The following is a 17,087-nucleotide window of genomic DNA, read 5'->3' as shown; positions in this document are numbered from 1 at the left end:
ATTGCCCGATATATGTCAGTTTGTCGCAGCCTGTAGGCGCCAGCTGCTGGCAGTCATCGGCTTTCGTCGGGGTGCCGAGTCACGGCAAGCTGGCTCCTGCCCGTCTTCGATGAGCGCTAGTGCTTGGTGGCGATCTTGGCTCCCCAGGCGCAGGCGTTGGCGATGATCCGCTGCTCGTCCAGGCGCGTCAGTCGGCCGCTGTCGAGCAGGTGCTTGCCACCGACCCAGACTTCTTCGACGCAGTCGCGGTTGCTGGTGTAGATCAATTGCGACACCGGGTCGTAGATCGGCTGCTGGGCCAGGCCGGACAGGTTGAATACCACCAGATCGGCGGCTTTGCCCGGCTCCAGCGATCCGATCTGATCATCCAGGCCGAGGGCGCGTGCGCCATTCAAGGTTGCCATGCGCAGCGCTCGATGTGCGTCCAGGGCGCTGGCCGAGTTGGCAACGGCTTTGGCCAGCAAGGCGGCCGTGCGGGTTTCGCCAAGCAGGTCCAGGTCGTTGTTGCTGGCGGCGCCGTCGGTGCCGATGGCCACGTTGACCCCGGCCTGCCAGAGCTTTTCTACCGGACAGAAGCCGCAGGCCAGCTTGAGATTGGACTCCGGGCAATGGATCACACTGCTGTTGCTGGTCACCAGCAGGGCCAGGTCGTCATCATCGATCTGGGTCATGTGCACGGCCTGGAAGCGCGGGCCGAGCAGGCCGAGTCGCGCCAGTCGCGCCAGCGGTCGCTCGCCATGCTGGTGCAGGCTCTGCTGCACCTCGAAAGCGGTTTCATGCACATGCATATGGATGCCGGCATCGAGTTCCTCGGCAAGTGTGCGAATGTTCTCCAGCTTGTCGTCGCTTACCGTATAGGGGGCATGAGGGCCGAAGGCAACGCTCAGGCGCGGGTGATGCTTGAGGTCGTCGAACAGCGCCAGTCCTTTGTGCAGCGCTTCGTTGGCATCGCGGGCGCCGGGAATCGGGAAGTCCAGTACCGGAATGGTTATCTGGGCGCGAATGCCGCTCTTGTGGACTATCTCGCTGGCCACTTCGGGAAAGAAGTACATGTCCGAAAAGCAGGTGATGCCGCCCTTGATCTGTTCGGCGATGGCCAGTTCGGTGCCGTCCAGGACGAACTGCTCATCAACCCACTTTGCCTCGGCTGGCCAGATGTGCTGTTGCAGCCAGTTGCTCAGCGGCAGTTCATCGGCCATGCCGCGGAACAGGCTCATGGCGGCATGGCCATGAGCATTGATCAGTCCCGGGGTCAGCAATCGGCCGGGCAGCTCGCGAACTTCCAGTGCCTTGTGTTTGAGCGCTTCGGCGCGCGGCGCGATCAGGGCAATGCGTCCATCGCGAATGCCCAGGCCATGCTCGTGCAGCACCACTCCGGCGGGCTCGACCGGCACCAGCCAGGTTGGGAGAAGGAGGAGGTCGAGAGGGGCTTCGGGCATGCCTGGAGGTTTCCTGCGGGTGTCTGAGTGGCTGAGTTTATAGGGGAACGCCTCAGGCTTGAAGCAGTGCTGTCATGAGTTGCACGTTTCTGGGAGCCAGCAGGCGGGCAAAGTTTGGCGAGCGCCGGGTATCGGGCCTGAGGCGTGCAGCCTGCGGATGCTTCTCTGGGTATAATGGTCGGCTTTTCGAGGGTGAGGTGTGTCTAATGCGCGAGCAATTGCTAGCGGCGGAGAAGGTTCAGGCCATTGAATGGCGCGATGGCGCTCTGCATTTGCTCGATCAGCGCGTTTTACCGTTCGAGCAAAGCTGGTATGCCTGCCATTCGTCAGCGGCCGTAGCCGAGGCGATTCGCCTGATGGTGGTGCGCGGGGCGCCGGCCATCGGCATCAGCGCGGCCTATGCGGTGGTGCTCGGCGCGCGCGCGCGGGTGGCCGAGGGGGGCGACTGGCGTGTGGCCCTGGAGGCGGACTTTCAGCTATTGGCCGATTCGCGGCCGACCGCCGTCAACCTGTTCTGGGCGCTCAGCCGAATGCGCGAACGCGTGGCGCGCATTAAAGAGGGTGACGATCCGGTTGCGCTGCTGGAGAGCGAGGCGCTGGGTATTCACCTGAGTGATCGTGAAGCCAACTTGACCATGGCGCAGATCGGTGTCGACCTGATTCGCAAGCATCAGGGCAATCAGCAGAACCTGTTGACTCACTGTAATGCCGGTGCCCTGGCCACCGGCGGCTTCGGCACGGCGCTGGGGGTGATTCGCGCAGCTTTTCTGGAGGGTTTGGTCGAGCGCGTCTATGTCGACGAAACCCGTCCTTGGTTGCAAGGCTCGCGCCTGACTGCCTGGGAGCTGGCCGGCGAAGGCATCCCGGTCAGCCTGAACGTCGATTCGGCCGCCGCGCACCTGATGAAGACCCGCGGTATTACCTGGGTCATCGTCGGTGCCGACCGGATTGCCGCCAATGGCGATGTGGCGAACAAGATCGGCACTTACCAGCTGGCGGTCAATGCCATGCACCATGGCGTGCGCTTCATGGTGGTGGCGCCGAGCTCGACCATCGACATGGCGCTGGAGAGTGGCGACGATATTCCTCTCGAGGAGCGTGATGCCAGTGAGTTGCTGGAGCTCAATGGGCAGCGAGTGGCGGCGGGGGTGGACGCGCTCAATCCGGTGTTCGATGTGACGCCGGCCGACCTGATCGACTTCATCGTTACCGAGAAGGGCGTGGTCGAGCGCCCGGATGCGGCGAAAATGACCAGGCTGATGTGCCGCAAGCGTCTGCATTGAGCTTGTCGCGGTTGCTTGGCGGGCGTTGCTGTGGCAGCTGGGTGGGGATAGGTGCGGGGCGCCGATTGTGGTAATATCCGGCCGTTTTCAGGGGCGCTGGCAACGGTCGCCTTAACTGCGCAGATACATGGCATAACTCATTGATTTGTCGTGAGTCGCTGCTGGCCTAGAGCCGCGCGGCACGCTTCGCCTCGTTCGGGATGAATGGCGCGGAGTATCACCAGAAAAAGGAACCAGGCTACTCATGGGCGAACTGGCCAAAGAAATCCTCCCGGTCAATATCGAAGACGAACTCAAGCAGTCCTACCTCGACTACGCGATGAGCGTAATCGTCGGACGTGCCCTGCCGGATGCGCGCGATGGCTTGAAGCCCGTGCACCGTCGTGTGCTCTTTGCAATGAGTGAGTTGGGCAACGACTGGAACAAGGCATACAAGAAGTCCGCCCGCGTGGTCGGTGACGTGATCGGTAAGTACCACCCGCATGGCGACACTGCGGTGTACGACACCATCGTACGTATGGCTCAGCCATTCTCCCTGCGTTACCTGCTGGTCGATGGCCAGGGCAACTTCGGTTCGGTGGACGGCGACAACGCCGCTGCCATGCGTTACACCGAAGTGCGCATGACCAAGCTGGCCCATGAACTGCTGGCCGACCTGCACAAGGAAACCGTGGACTGGGTGCCGAACTACGACGGCACCGAGATGATCCCGGCGGTCATGCCGACCCGGGTGCCCAACCTGCTGGTCAACGGCTCGAGCGGTATTGCCGTGGGCATGGCAACCAACATCCCGCCACACAACCTCACGGAAGTGATCAATGGCTGTCTGGCGCTGATCGACAATCCCGAGCTGACGGTCGATGAGCTGATGCAGTACATCCCTGGCCCGGACTTCCCGACAGCGGCGATCATCAACGGCCGTGCCGGCATTATCGAGGCCTATCGCACCGGGCGCGGGCGCATTTATATGCGCGCGCGGGCGATCATCGAAGACATCGACAAGGTCGGCGGTCGCCAGCAGATCATCGTCAGCGAGCTGCCGTACCAGCTGAACAAGGCGCGTCTGATCGAAAAGATCGCCGAGCTGGTCAAGGAGAAGAAGCTCGAAGGCATCACCGAGCTGCGTGACGAGTCCGACAAGGACGGCATGCGCATCGTCATCGAGTTGCGCCGTGGCGAAGTGCCGGAGGTGGTGCTCAACAACCTCTACGCCCAGACCCAGATGCAGGGCGTATTCGGCATTAACGTGGTGGCGCTGATCGACGGCCAGCCGAAAGTCCTGAATCTCAAGGACATGCTCGAAGCCTTTGTTCTGCACCGTCGTGAAGTGGTGACCCGGCGCACCGTGTTTGAGCTGCGCAAGGCGCGTGAGCGTGGGCATATCCTCGAAGGTCAGGCGGTTGCCCTGTCCAATATCGACCCGGTGATCGCCCTGATCAAGGCCTCGCCGACGCCTGCTGAAGCCAAGGAAGCGTTGATTTCCACTGCCTGGGAGTCGACTGCGGTCGAAGCCATGGTCGAACGTGCCGGCGCCGATTCCTGCCGCCCGGACACCCTTGAGCCACAGTACGGCCTGCGTGACGGCAAGTACTACCTGTCGCCGGAGCAGGCCCAGGCCATCCTCGAACTGCGCCTGCACCGCCTGACCGGGCTGGAGCATGAGAAGCTGCTGGCCGAGTACCAGGAAATTCTCACCCAGATCGGCGAGTTGATCCGCATCCTGACCAGCGCTGTACGCCTGATGGAAGTGATTCGCGAAGAGCTGGAGAGCATCAAGGCCGAGTTTGGCGATGCGCGGCGCACCGAAATTCTCGATGCCCGCCTGGATCTGACCCTGGGTGATCTGATCACCGAAGAAGACCGCGTGGTGACCATCTCCCACACCGGTTACGCCAAATCACAGCCGTTGACCGCTTATCAGGCTCAGCGTCGTGGCGGTAAAGGCAAGTCGGCTACCGGTATCAAGGAGGAGGATTACATTGCCCACCTGCTGGTCGCCAACAGTCATACCACGCTGCTGCTGTTCTCCAGCAAGGGCAAGGTGTACTGGCTGAAGACCTATGAGATTCCAGAAGCCTCGCGAGCTGCTCGTGGTCGCCCGCTGGTCAATTTGTTGCCATTGAGCGAGGGTGAGTACATCACCACCATGTTGCCGGTGGAGATTGCGGCCAAGGGCAAGCAGGATGAAGTCGAGGATATCGACGGTGCGCTGGACGATGTTGAGGGAGCGGTAGAAGCCAAGGGTCCGTTCATCTTCATGGCCACCGCTAACGGTACCGTGAAGAAGACCCCGCTGACCCAGTTCAGTCGACCACGTAGCGTCGGCCTGATCGCCTTGGGTCTCGACGAAGGCGACACCCTGATTTCCGCCGCCATCACCGATGGCAGTCGTGAGGTCATGTTGTTCTCCGACGGCGGCAAGGTAACCCGTTTCAAGGAAACCGATGTGCGCGCCATGGGCCGTACCGCTCGCGGTGTGCGTGGCATGCGTTTGCCGGAAGGACAGAAGCTGATTTCCATGCTGATTCCGGAAGAGGGCAGCCAGATTCTGACTGCCTCTGTACGTGGCTATGGCAAGCGCACGGCAATCGACGAGTTCCCCGAGTACAAGCGCGGTGGCCAGGGCGTGATCGCCATGGTCAGCGGCGAGCGCAACGGCAAGCTGGTTGGCGCAGTGCAGGTGCTCGATGGCGAGGAAATCATGCTGATTTCCGACCAGGGCACCCTGGTGCGTACCCGCGTTGGTGAAGTCTCCAGTCTTGGCCGTAACACCCAGGGCGTGACCCTGATCAAGCTGGCCAAGGATGAAAAGCTTGTCGGCCTCCAGCGGGTGCAGGAACCATCCGAGGAAGAGCTCGACGAGCTGCTTGAAGGTGACGAGGCTCTGGACGACGATGTGCTCGATGGGCCGGATGCTGCGGCTGACGAGAGCCCGGTCAGCGAAGAGTGATCTGCACAGGCGCGGTTTGACCAGGCGCCGTGCAGCGTTGGATTCGACGGCTGACCGGCAGTGGTCAGTCGTCCAACATTTGAGCGAGAGTGGATGTGAGCAAGCGAGCCTATAATTTCTGCGCCGGCCCGGCCGCGCTTCCTGAAGCTGTTCTGCAGCGCGCCCAGGCGGAACTCCTCGATTGGCAGGGTAAGGGCCTGTCCGTGATGGAGATGAGCCATCGCAGCGATGAGTACATGGCCATTGCGGCAAAGGCCGAGCAGGATCTGCGCGACCTGCTCGTCATCCCCTCCGACTATAAAGTGCTGTTCCTGCAGGGTGGTGCCAGCCAGCAGTTCGCCGAGATTCCGCTCAACCTGCTACCGGAAGACGGTGTCGCCGACTATATCGATACCGGTATCTGGTCGAAGAAGAGCATTGAGGAGGCCAGCCGCTACGGCAATATCAACGTCGCGGCCAGCGCCAAGTCCTACGACTACTTCGCGATTCCCGGGCAGAACGAGTGGCAGCTGTCGAAAGACGCCGCTTACCTGCACTACGCCAGCAACGAAACCATCGGCGGTCTGCAGTTCGACTGGATCCCTGAAGTCGGCGACGTGCCGTTGGTGGCAGACATGTCTTCCGACATCCTCTCGCGGCCCATCGATGTGTCGAAATTCGGCCTGATCTATGCCGGGGCACAGAAGAATATCGGCCCTAGCGGTCTGGTCGTCACTATCGTCCGTGAAGACCTGCTCGGCCGCGCGCGCAGCGTCTGCCCGACCATGCTCAACTACAAAGTCGCTGCCGATAACGGCTCGATGTACAACACTCCGGCGACCTTTTCCTGGTACCTCTCCGGCCTGGTGTTCGAGTGGCTGAAGGAGCAGGGCGGAGTCGCGGCCATGGAGCAGCGCAACCGCGCGAAGAAAGAACTGCTTTACGGCGCCATCGACAGCAGCGAGCTGTACAGCAACCCGATTGCGCTCAATGCCCGTTCCTGGATGAACGTGCCTTTCCGCCTGGCCGACGATCGCCTGGACAAGCCGTTCCTCGCCGGTGCCGAGGCCCGCAACCTGCTCAACTTGAAGGGGCATCGTTCGGTTGGCGGCATGCGTGCTTCCATCTATAACGCCGTGGGCCTGGATGCCGTTGAGGCGCTGGTGGCTTATATGGCGGAATTCGAGAAGGACCACGGCTGATGACGGATGTAATCTCCGAGCAAGAACTGCAAGCCCTGCGCCTGCGCATCGACAGCCTCGACGAAAGAATTCTCGAGCTGATCAGCGATCGCGCGCGCTGCGCCGAAGAAGTGGCGCGGGTCAAAATGCTGGCGTTGCCGGAAGGCGAGAAGCCGGTGTTCTACCGTCCAGAGCGTGAGGCCCAGGTCCTCAAGCGCATCATGGAGCGCAATCAGGGGCCGCTGGGCAATGAGGAGATGGCGCGGCTGTTCCGCGAGATCATGTCCTCCTGCCTGGCGCTGGAGAACCCGCTGAAAGTCGCTTACCTCGGGCCTGAGGGGACTTTCTCCCAGGCGGCGGCGATGAAGCATTTCGGTCATGCGGTGATCAGTGTACCCATGGCGGCGATCGACGAGGTGTTCCGCGAAGTGGCTGCGGGTGGGGTGAACTTCGGCGTGGTGCCGGTGGAAAACTCCACCGAAGGCGCGATCAACCACACCCTGGACAGCTTCCTCGAACACGACATGGTGATCTGCGGCGAAGTCGAGCTGCGCATCCACCACCATCTGCTGGTCGGCGAGACCACCAAGGTCGACAAGATCACCCGCATCTACTCCCATGCTCAGTCCCTGGCCCAGTGCCGCAAGTGGCTGGATGCACACTACCCGAACGTTGAGCGGGTGGCAGTGTCGAGTAATGCCGACGCGGCCAAGCGGGTCAAGGGCGAGTGGAACAGTGCGGCGATCGCCGGCGATATGGCGGCCAGTCTGTATGGCTTGACCAAGTTGGCCGAAAAGATCGAAGACCGCCCGGACAACTCCACGCGTTTCTTGATCATCGGTAGCCAGGAAGTGCCGCCGACCGGCGATGACAAGACCTCAATCATCGTCTCCATGCGCAACAAGCCGGGTGCCCTGCATGAACTGCTGGTGCCATTCCATAACAACGGCATCGACCTGACCCGCATCGAGACCCGTCCTTCACGCAGCGGTAAGTGGACCTATGTGTTCTTCATCGACTTCGTCGGCCATCACCGTGATCCGCTGATCAAGGATGTGCTGGAGAAGATCAATCAGGAGGCCGTGGCGCTGAAAGTGTTGGGGTCGTACCCGAAGGCGGTACTTTAAATAGCAGCCGCAAGCTCAAGCCCCAAGCCCGCAGCGGATACGCCCGGCTTTGTCTTGCAGCTTGCCGCTTGAAGCTTGAGGCTTACGTATGACCGATTTCCTTGCCCTGGCCCAGCCAGGCGTGCAGAAGCTGTCGCCTTATGTGCCGGGCAAACCTGTAGATGAGTTGGCCCGCGAGCTGGATCTGGATCCAGCCACCATCGTCAAGCTGGCCAGCAACGAAAACCCGCTGGGTCCCAGCCCGAAAGCCTTGCAGGCGATTCGTGACGAGTTGGCCGAGCTGACCCGTTATCCCGATGGCAATGGCTTCGCCCTGAAAAGCCTGCTGGCCGAGCGCTGCGGCGTCCAGACCAGCCAGGTCACCCTGGGTAACGGTTCCAACGATATTCTCGAACTGGTGGCGCGCGCCTATCTGGCGCCGGGTCTGAATGCGGTGTTCAGCGAGCATGCCTTCGCCGTCTACCCCATCGCCACTCAGGCGGTCGGTGCGCAAGGCAAGGTGGTGCCGGCCAGGGACCATGGCCACGATCTGCAGGCCATGCTGGCCGCCATCGACGCCAATACCCGGGTGGTATTCATCGCCAATCCGAACAATCCGACCGGCACCTGGTTCGGTCCGCAGGCGCTGAGCGATTTCCTCGCCCGTGTGCCGGAGCATGTCCTGGTGGTGCTCGACGAGGCCTACATCGAGTATGCCCAAGGCGACGAGTTGCCGGATGGCCTCGACTACCTGGCCAGGCACGAGAATCTGCTGGTCTCGCGCACCTTCTCCAAGGCCTATGGCCTGGCGGCGTTGCGTGTCGGTTACGCCATCAGTTCGGCGCAAATCGCCGATGTGCTCAACCGTGTGCGCCAGCCGTTCAACGTCAACAGCCTGGCCCTGGCGGCCGCCTGTGCGGCATTCGACGATGCCGAGTACCTGGCGCAGAGTCGCCGGGTCAACGATGCCGGGATGGCGCAGCTGGAAGCGGGTTTCCGCGCGCTGGGGCTGGGCTGGATCCCGTCCAGGGGTAACTTCGTTGCCGTCGACCTCGGTCGCGAGTCCATGCCGCTTTATCAGGCGCTGCTGCGCGAAGGCGTGATCGTGCGGCCGGTGGCCAATTACGGCATGCCGACCTACCTGCGTGTCTCCATCGGTTTGCCCGAAGAGAACGCCCGTTTCCTCGAGGCGCTGGCCAAGGTGCTGGGCGCGTGAGCGAATCGAAAAGCGCTGTCAGCAAGGTGCAACCCGGCACGCCTATGATCGGTCGCCTGGTGGTGATCGGTCTCGGCCTGATCGGCGGTTCCTTCGCCAAGGGCTTGCGCGAGCGCGGCCTGTGCCGGGAAGTGGTGGGGGTCGATCTCGATCCGCAGTCGTGTCGCCTGGCCGTCGAGCTGGGGGTGGTCGACCGCTGTGAAGAGCAGTTGGCTGCGGCCTGTCAGGGCGCCGAGGTGATCCAGTTGGCGGTGCCGATCTTGGCCATGGAAAAACTGCTGGGGGAGCTGGCCAGACTCGACCTGGGCAATGTCGTGCTCACCGATGTCGGCAGCGCCAAAGGCAATGTGGTGCGCGCCGCGCATCTGGCCTTCGGCGAGATGCCTGCGCGCTTCGTGCCGGGTCATCCGATTGCCGGTTCCGAACAGAGTGGTGTGGAGGCCGCCAATACCGAGCTGTTCCGTCGGCATAAGGTGATTTTGACGCCACTGGAGCAAACCGACTCGCAGGCCCTGCAGTTGGTCGATCGGCTCTGGCGCGAGTTGGGCGCCGACGTCGAGCATATGCAGGTCGAGCACCATGATCAGGTGCTTGCCGCCACCAGCCATTTGCCGCATCTGTTGGCCTTTGGCCTGGTCGATTCGCTGGCCAAGCGCAGCGAAAACCTGGAGATATTCCGTTACGCCGCTGGCGGTTTTCGCGATTTCACGCGGATTGCCGGCAGTGATCCGGTGATGTGGCACGACATTTTTCTCGCCAATCGCGAGGCCGTGCTACACACCCTGGATCTATTTCGCGGCGACCTCGACGCTTTGCGCGATGCGGTCGACGCTGGGGATGGGCATCAGCTGCTGGGGGTGTTTACCCGCGCTCGTGTGGCCCGCGAACATTTCAGCAAAATTCTAGCCCGACGGGCCTATGTGGACGCTATGCACTCGAATGATCTGATTTTTCTGGCTAACCCCGGTGGCAAACTGTCTGGGCGAATTCGCGTTCCGGGCGACAAGTCCATTTCGCACCGCTCGATCATGCTCGGTTCGCTGGCCGAAGGCACCACCGAAGTCGAAGGCTTCCTCGAGGGTGAAGATGCCCTGGCCACCCTGCAGGCCTTTCGCGATATGGGGGTGGTCATCGAAGGCCCGCATCATGGCCGGGTGACCATTCATGGTGTGGGTCTGCATGGTTTGCAAGCGCCGCCGGGGCCGCTCTATCTGGGCAATTCGGGCACTTCCATGCGCCTGCTCTCCGGCTTACTGGCCGGGCAGTCGTTCGACAGTACCCTGACGGGCGATGCCTCGTTGTCCAAGCGGCCGATGAACCGGGTGGCCCGGCCGCTACGTGAGATGGGCGCGGTGATCGAGACCGCTGCCGAAGGGCGGCCGCCCTTGACCATTCGCGGCGGCCAGCGCCTGAGCGGCATGCACTACGAAATGCCGGTGGCCAGCGCCCAGGTCAAATCCTGTCTGTTGCTGGCCGGTCTCTATGCGGCGGGGCAGACTTCGGTTACCGAACCAGCCCCGACTCGCGACCATACCGAGCGCATGCTGCGCGGCTTCGGCTATCCGGTGGCAGTAGAGGGCAGTAAGGCCAGCGTCGAGTCGGGTCATAAATTGACGGCGACCCATATCGAAGTGCCGGCGGATATTTCCTCGGCCGCGTTCTTCCTGGTCGCCGGTAGTATTGCTGCAGACTCTGAGCTGATACTCGAGCATGTCGGTATCAACCCGACCCGTACCGGGGTGATCGACATCCTCAAATTGATGGGTGGCGATATCAGCCTGGAGAATCAGCGCGAAGTCGGTGGCGAGCCGGTGGCGGACATTCGCGTGCGTAGCGCCAAGTTGCATGGCATTGATATCCCGGAGCATTTGGTGCCGCTGGCGATCGACGAGTTCCCCGTGCTGTTCGTAGCGGCTGCATGTGCCGAAGGGCGTACCGTGCTGCGCGGTGCCGAGGAACTGCGGGTCAAGGAGTCCGACCGTATCCAGGTCATGGCCGATGGCCTGCTGACACTGGGCGTCAAGGTCGAGCCGACACCGGATGGCATTATTATCGATGGGGTTGCCAGCGACGCCGGGAGCATGGGCGGTGGCGAGGTCTGGAGTCATGGTGATCACCGTATCGCCATGGCCTTCAGCGTGGCATCGCTACGCGCTACGGCACCGATCCATATTCATGACTGCGCCAACGTGGCGACCTCGTTCCCGAACTTCCTGGCCCTGGCGGCGCAGGTCGGTATTCGCGTGACACAGGAGGCCAAGTCATGACTGCTCTGGCACCGATAGTCGCCATCGATGGGCCTAGCGGCTCGGGCAAGGGTACGATCGCCGGCTTGCTGGCACTGAAACTGGGCTGGAATCTGCTGGATTCCGGCGCCCTGTATCGCTTGCTGGCTTTTGCTGCGCGCAATCATGGTGTCGATCTGACCAACGAAGAGGCAATGAAGGTGTTGGCCGCGCATCTGGATGTGCAGTTCCTCGCCGGTGCTCAGGGGCAGGGGCAACGGATCATTCTCGAGGGCGAGGAGGTCACCGACGCCATCCGCAATGAGGGAATTGGCGCCGGGGCTTCGCTAGTGGCAGCATTGCCCGCCGTGCGCGAGGCCTTGCTGCAGCGTCAGCGGGCATTTCAAGAAATGCCCGGCTTGGTCGCTGATGGTCGCGATATGGGCACCGTGGTATTCCCTGACGCACCGCTGAAGATTTTTCTAACCGCCAGTGCCGAAGAGCGTGCCCGGCGACGTTACTTGCAGTTGAAGGCTAAGGGCGATGATGTTAATCTCGCGAGTCTTCTTGACGAGATCCGGGCGCGTGATGAACGCGATACCCAGCGTGCAGTGGCTCCGCTCAAAGCGGCAGACGATGCGATACTGCTGGATTCCACCGACCTCTCGATCGAGCAAGTGCTGGAACTGATTCTGAACGAGGTCGCCAACCGCGATCTAGTCGGATGACAAGAGCCTCAGCTGCTTAAGCTGATCAGCTCACCAGGAAGCATGCGGGAGACCAGTCCTAGTCCCGTGTGCCTTCTTTTATATGAACGTACCCACATTGTCTGGAATGTGGTTTGGGCGGATCCCCCGCCCTGAATCTACAGGAATTAAAATGAGCGAAAGCTTTGCTGAACTGTTTGAAGAAAGCCTAAAAACCCTGAATCTTCAGGCTGGCTCAATCATCACCGCTATCATCGTCGACATCGATTACCAAGCTGGTTGGGTAACCGTTCACGCTGGCTTGAAGTCGGAAGGCCTCATCCCGCTGGAGCAGTTCCACAACGACGCTGGCGAACTGACCATCAAGGTCGGTGACGAAGTTCACGTTGCGCTGGACGCGGTTGAAGATGGCTTTGGTGAAACCAAGCTGTCCCGCGAAAAAGCCAAGCGTGCAGAGTGCTGGATTGTTCTGGAAGCAGCTTTCGCCGCTGAGGAAGTGGTCAAGGGCGTTATCAACGGTAAGGTTAAAGGCGGCTTCACTGTCGACGTTAACGGCATCCGTGCGTTCCTCCCAGGTTCCTTGGTCGATGTCCGTCCGGTGCGTGATACCACTCACCTGGAAGGCAAAGAGCTCGAATTCAAAGTCATCAAGCTGGACCAGAAGCGCAACAACGTTGTCGTTTCCCGCCGCAGCGTGCTGGAAGCCGAGAACAGCGCCGAGCGCGAAGCTCTGCTGGAATCCTTGCAGGAAGGTCAACAAGTCAAGGGTATCGTCAAGAACCTCACGGATTACGGCGCATTCGTCGATCTGGGCGGCGTCGATGGCCTGTTGCACATCACCGACATGGCCTGGAAGCGTATCAAGCACCCGTCCGAGATCGTCAACGTTGGCGACGAGATCGATGTCAAGGTACTGAAGTACGATCGCGAGCGTAACCGCGTTTCCTTGGGTCTGAAGCAACTGGGCGAAGACCCATGGGTTGCTATCAAGGCGCGTTACCCAGAAGGCACCCGCGTCAATGCACGCGTAACCAACCTGACCGACTACGGCTGCTTCGCAGAGCTGGAAGAAGGCGTGGAAGGCCTGGTGCACGTATCCGAAATGGATTGGACCAACAAGAACATCCACCCGTCCAAAGTCGTACAGGTTGGCGACGAAGTGGAAGTTCAGGTTCTGGATATCGACGAAGAGCGTCGTCGTATCTCCCTGGGTATCAAGCAGTGCAAAACTAACCCGTGGGAAGATTTCTCCGGTCAGTTCAACAAGGGCGACAAGATCTCCGGCACCATCAAGTCGATCACCGATTTCGGTATCTTCATTGGTCTGGATGGCGGCATCGACGGCCTCGTTCACCTGTCCGACATCTCCTGGAACGAAGTAGGCGAAGAAGCAGTACGCCGCTTCAAGAAAGGCGACGAGCTGGAAACCGTTATCCTCTCCGTTGATCCGGAGCGTGAGCGCATTTCCCTCGGCATCAAGCAGCTGGAAGAAGATCCGTTCTCCGACTACGTTGCTGTTAACGATAAAGGCACCATCGTGCGCGGTATCGTTAAAGAAGTTGACGCCAAGGGCGCCATCATCACCCTGGCCGACGGCATCGAAGCTACACTGAAAGCCTCCGAAATCAGCCGTGACCGCGTTGAAGATGCGCGCAACGTGCTGAAAGAAGGCGAAGAAGTAGAAGCCAAGATCATCAGCGTCGACCGCAAGAGCCGTGTAATCAGCTTGTCGGTCAAGTCGAAAGACGTTGAAGACGAGAAAGAAGCTATCAAGGAAATGCGCAAGCAGGAAGTTGATGCTTCGGGTCCGACCACCATTGGTGATCTGCTCCGTGCACAAATGGAAAAGCAGAACTAAGTTCAGCTAATCCAGAAAAAGGGCGACTTCGGTCGCCCTTTTTTGTGCGTGTCGATTATGGGCGCAGTCTGACGGGTGGAAGTCCTGCCGTAAGCTGGCCACGGTGAACGAAGTGCAACGCAGCTGCATGAGGGCGGCCCAGAGGGCGCGTGAATCGCAGCGGTGAGCCGATGAGCAAGTACCGGATGCGGGGCAAGGCCGGCAAAAGTGCGGCAGGACCGATGGTCTGGGTATCATCCAGACAACCGCGTACTGCGATCTGTGGGGCAGCTTCTAGCAGGTGTCTCTCGGCCCGATGAGTGGCGATGCCCAATCCTGCCGGCCGTTTGGTCCAGCAAACGTGGCTACACGTCTTGCGGTCATTGCTCGATCCGACCTTCAGTGGGCTTCGCTATTTGTTTCGCCCGGGCGTTGTAGGTAGAACGCCATTTTGGCTGCCCAGCGCTACATGTCTTCGGCATGGGAAATGGAATGGATGTTGATCTGGTTAAGTTCTTCGGCTGTATCGATCCCGATATGTTTATTGATCGTTTAAGCAGGCGGATTGGGGCAAAGGCACATCCGGCGGATTTGCGATTATCTGAATACGGGGGCGATGCTTGATGGTGCGGTCGAGATAAGTCGCGCTGGAGCGCCCTAAGGTGGTCCGTTGCGGCCACTATTGGCGAACGTTTGAACACCGAATCTGTGGGGGGGGGGCTACGGTGGGAAGGCTATCGTCTACCGGGCTACAATTTTAGGCCAGAGTTTGGCAGGCGGTATCACAGGGTGTGGCTCGGCAAGCCAAGAGCATTTGTCCCATATGCTGATATCGAGCGATATCTATAGGGTATTTATTGGGGAATTTCTTAAATTGCTGGTATTGCGGAGGCGGTGTGCAGCGGCCATTACTGACGCATGCCTGGAAATGAAGGGCCCGACCCTGTTCTGTGCGATAACCCTCACAGAAAGAATCGTGGCCCGTCCCGGCTACATCGTATTAGTATTTGAGGCTCGCTATAAGTGACAATTGATTCGACGAGTAGTCGCTATCATTCCACTTATAGTCGTATTGGCCCTTGACCGTCCAAGAATTGTTATCGCAATTGCAGGACAGGAATGTAACGCCTGCTCCGACGTTGTACATGTCCCGATCTTGCTCTATCCCTTTGACGTTAAACGCTGAACCGCTACCCGTGAAGGCCGCGGTTTGTTCCGTGGTCGTGTCGCTGAAATCATGCAGCCATTTGACATGGGCCTCAGGGGAATATGTGCTGGCACCGGATTGAATGACACGTTCAATTTTCACACCCAGGCCTGATTGAGTCAGGGTGTAATCTTGATCATCCACCCGGTGATTCAATGCACCAGCGCCGCGTTCGGTATAACTGTCGACGTTGATAAGCGATGTCTGCAGTGATGCGAACGGTGTAACAGTGACCGCTTGGTCAAGGTAGAAGTGTTTCCCTGCCGAGACGAGAGCGGTGTACTGCTGCCCGTCATAGTCAGATTTCGCGACGCGATTCACGCCTGGCAATGTGATGTTTCGTTTCCCTTCATAACGGTCTATCCCGGCGGTCAATGCACCCTGAACATACCAGGGGCCTGGCGTGTAGTTGAGGTAACCGGTCAGCTGGTAAGAGTCGATATTGGTCTCGCCAGAGGAACCGTTTCCGTCAATTGTGCTATTCGCATAACCCGCACTTACACCAATGCGGGTGTCGACGCTCACCGGCCGATCATAGGCCAGCACCAGACCATAGGTTTTAGTGTCATAGCCGTTACTATCATTGACATCGTCTTGATTGCCTGCACTGCCAAAGCTCTTGGCCCACCAGTTACTCTGCTGCTCGTCACCTTTACAGTTACGCACTTCTTTGGGTTTATTTGGCCCGCAGTTGGCGTCACAGCACATGTTCTGGATCTCGTCCACACGAGCCTGCAGCATGTCTTCCATAAGACGAGTGGTCTGACCTGCAACCCAGGGTGCTGCCAGGTTGGTGCTGCTCGGGGCCAGCTGAACCAAGGCATTCTTGACGGCGGCTGCGTTGGGAAGAGCGAGGACTGCGCCCTGAATGGCCAGCAGATCGGAGCCCACTGGCGCAGCTGCGCCAAGGAGTGACCCTGCCGTCACGTCGGCGACAGGCGAGCCCAGGGAAACCGACTCAACCGTTATTAGTACGTCGCCAGTGGTGGTAGGCACGCTGGAGAAGGTGTACAGCGGGTTGGTGTTGAGAACCGTCACCAATGCCCCGTTGGTGCCGGAGAGGCCGCCAACAATCCGGAATGTCGTACCCGCGGTCAATACTCCAGATACGGTTGGAATCACCGTAATACCCGCGGCATTAATATTCGAGGAGCCGGACGGCTGAATATTACCGTACACGGTATTGCCGGCAAGCGTGGTCGCAATCGTGCCGTTGGCGTTAGTGGTCAACGCCCCAGTAATGTTCAGTGTGTTTGCGCCGAGGCTGAATCCTTGAGCCTGCACCGATCCGGTAATGGACGCATCGCCACCCGATACAATGATTTGCTTCAGGCCACTTGCGCCACCAATAGCCCCGTTTACATTGCTACCGCTGTTCAGCGTCAACGTACCGGTATTTGCGGTATTGGTCGTAATAGCGCCTGTCAGTAAGTTGCCGGCACCGAGATTAAGAAAGCCATCACCGAGAAATACCGGTGCTGAGATCACGTCACCATTGAAATTTATGGTCCCGGTCCCGCTGATCTCGGTTGTGGTTGCATGGACATCGCCGTTAAAGGTCACCTCTTTACCAGCGGCGCCGGCGCTGATATTGAGAAACAGGACCCCCGGCTCACCGGTAGCGCCGGTCACGGTCGAGTCACCAAGGAACAGTAGGTTGCCCGTATTGTTGGAGTCAGTGGTAAAAGCACCGCCGAGATCGTTATTGGTATTGATATTCTGGCCGTCGGTAATGGTTAATGTGGCACCACCCGTGGTGTCCACGCCATTCAGCTCACCTTCTGCTCCTACCACGCCTGGAAGCGCGACGGCCTCGCGCGCCAAGCTAATTGGTGACCAAGCCAAAATGGCAGTCGCCACCGCTAGAGAGATTAAGCTGGCTTTCATGTTGGGGCCTATTAATTCAGATGTCATAATTGACATTGCAGCTTAGGCTTAAAAAAAATAATGAGCAATT

Annotated in this window: 11 protein-coding genes; 9 read left to right on the top strand and 2 right to left on the bottom strand. The window is 59.8% G+C overall.

Annotated elements, in window-relative coordinates:
- Nucleotides 1-116 precede the first annotated feature (116 nt).
- Nucleotides 117-1,439, bottom strand: a complete 1,323-nt coding sequence (locus PH586_RS04985) for a TRZ/ATZ family hydrolase (protein WP_271346672.1) — start codon at nucleotides 1,437-1,439, stop codon at nucleotides 117-119.
- Between the two features lie 206 nt (nucleotides 1,440-1,645).
- Between PH586_RS04985 and mtnA the strand changes: the two genes are divergently transcribed.
- The 9 genes from mtnA (at nucleotide 1,646) to PH586_RS04940 (ending at nucleotide 14,547) form a co-directional block, all read left to right on the top strand.
- Nucleotides 1,646-2,722: an S-methyl-5-thioribose-1-phosphate isomerase gene (mtnA, locus tag PH586_RS04980; protein WP_271346671.1), complete on the top strand. Its 1,077-nt coding sequence runs from the start codon at nucleotides 1,646-1,648 to the stop codon at nucleotides 2,720-2,722.
- A gap of 244 nt (nucleotides 2,723-2,966) precedes the next feature.
- On the top strand, nucleotides 2,967-5,672 hold the full coding sequence (gene gyrA / locus PH586_RS04975) for a DNA gyrase subunit A (protein ID WP_271346670.1): 2,706 nt from the start codon (nucleotides 2,967-2,969) through the stop codon (nucleotides 5,670-5,672).
- Between the two features lie 95 nt (nucleotides 5,673-5,767).
- Entirely contained in the window at nucleotides 5,768-6,853 is a 1,086-nt protein-coding gene (gene serC, locus PH586_RS04970) for a 3-phosphoserine/phosphohydroxythreonine transaminase (RefSeq protein WP_271346669.1), read from the top strand.
- On the top strand, nucleotides 6,853-7,959 hold the full coding sequence (gene pheA / locus PH586_RS04965) for a prephenate dehydratase (protein ID WP_271346668.1): 1,107 nt from the start codon (nucleotides 6,853-6,855) through the stop codon (nucleotides 7,957-7,959). The genes serC and pheA overlap by 1 nt, the downstream gene beginning before the upstream one ends.
- A gap of 88 nt (nucleotides 7,960-8,047) precedes the next feature.
- Complete coding sequence (hisC, locus tag PH586_RS04960; protein WP_271346667.1) at nucleotides 8,048-9,154, top strand: histidinol-phosphate transaminase; 1,107 nt, start codon at nucleotides 8,048-8,050, stop codon at nucleotides 9,152-9,154.
- Nucleotides 9,155-9,198: 44 nt separating this feature from the next.
- The gene (locus tag PH586_RS04955; RefSeq protein ID WP_271347050.1) at nucleotides 9,199-11,421 is read left to right on the top strand and encodes a bifunctional prephenate dehydrogenase/3-phosphoshikimate 1-carboxyvinyltransferase; all 2,223 of its coding nucleotides are present in this window, start codon (nucleotides 9,199-9,201) and stop codon (nucleotides 11,419-11,421) included.
- Nucleotides 11,418-12,107, top strand: a complete 690-nt coding sequence (gene cmk / locus PH586_RS04950; protein ID WP_271346666.1) for a (d)CMP kinase — start codon at nucleotides 11,418-11,420, stop codon at nucleotides 12,105-12,107. Before PH586_RS04955 ends, cmk begins: the two co-directional genes overlap by 4 nt.
- A 151-nt stretch (nucleotides 12,108-12,258) precedes the next feature.
- Nucleotides 12,259-13,944: a 30S ribosomal protein S1 gene (gene rpsA / locus PH586_RS04945; RefSeq protein WP_079202462.1), complete on the top strand. Its 1,686-nt coding sequence runs from the start codon at nucleotides 12,259-12,261 to the stop codon at nucleotides 13,942-13,944.
- 471 nt (nucleotides 13,945-14,415) lie between these two features.
- Nucleotides 14,416-14,547, top strand: coding sequence for a hypothetical protein (locus PH586_RS04940; protein WP_271346665.1), 132 nt, complete (start codon nucleotides 14,416-14,418; stop codon nucleotides 14,545-14,547).
- 376 nt (nucleotides 14,548-14,923) lie between these two features.
- Here the strand turns inward: PH586_RS04940 and PH586_RS04935 are convergent, their stop codons facing one another.
- Entirely contained in the window at nucleotides 14,924-17,017 is a 2,094-nt protein-coding gene (locus tag PH586_RS04935; protein WP_271346664.1) for an autotransporter family protein, read from the bottom strand.
- Nucleotides 17,018-17,087: the final 70 nt, after the last annotated feature.

This window comes from Pseudomonas aestuarii (assembly GCF_027988105.1).
GTDB lineage: Bacteria > Pseudomonadota > Gammaproteobacteria > Pseudomonadales > Pseudomonadaceae > Aquipseudomonas > Aquipseudomonas aestuarii.
The sequence above is the reverse complement of the archived record's forward strand: the minus strand, read 5'-3'. Positions and strand labels throughout refer to the sequence as shown.

Excerpts from the sequence above, each read along its gene's own strand:
- PH586_RS04985 (WP_271346672.1), bottom strand. The coding sequence starts at position 1,439 with ATGCCCGAAGCCCCTCTCGACCTCCTCCTTCTCCCAACCTGGCTGGTG.
- mtnA (WP_271346671.1), top strand. The coding sequence starts at position 1,646 with ATGCGCGAGCAATTGCTAGCGGCGGAGAAGGTTCAGGCCATTGAATGG.
- gyrA (WP_271346670.1), top strand. The coding sequence starts at position 2,967 with ATGGGCGAACTGGCCAAAGAAATCCTCCCGGTCAATATCGAAGACGAA.
- pheA (WP_271346668.1), top strand. The coding sequence starts at position 6,853 with ATGACGGATGTAATCTCCGAGCAAGAACTGCAAGCCCTGCGCCTGCGC.
- hisC (WP_271346667.1), top strand. The coding sequence starts at position 8,048 with ATGACCGATTTCCTTGCCCTGGCCCAGCCAGGCGTGCAGAAGCTGTCG.
- PH586_RS04955 (WP_271347050.1), top strand. The coding sequence starts at position 9,199 with ATGATCGGTCGCCTGGTGGTGATCGGTCTCGGCCTGATCGGCGGTTCC.
- cmk (WP_271346666.1), top strand. The coding sequence starts at position 11,418 with ATGACTGCTCTGGCACCGATAGTCGCCATCGATGGGCCTAGCGGCTCG.
- rpsA (WP_079202462.1), top strand. The coding sequence starts at position 12,259 with ATGAGCGAAAGCTTTGCTGAACTGTTTGAAGAAAGCCTAAAAACCCTG.
- PH586_RS04940 (WP_271346665.1), top strand. The coding sequence starts at position 14,416 with ATGGATGTTGATCTGGTTAAGTTCTTCGGCTGTATCGATCCCGATATG.
- PH586_RS04935 (WP_271346664.1), bottom strand. The coding sequence starts at position 17,017 with ATGAAAGCCAGCTTAATCTCTCTAGCGGTGGCGACTGCCATTTTGGCT.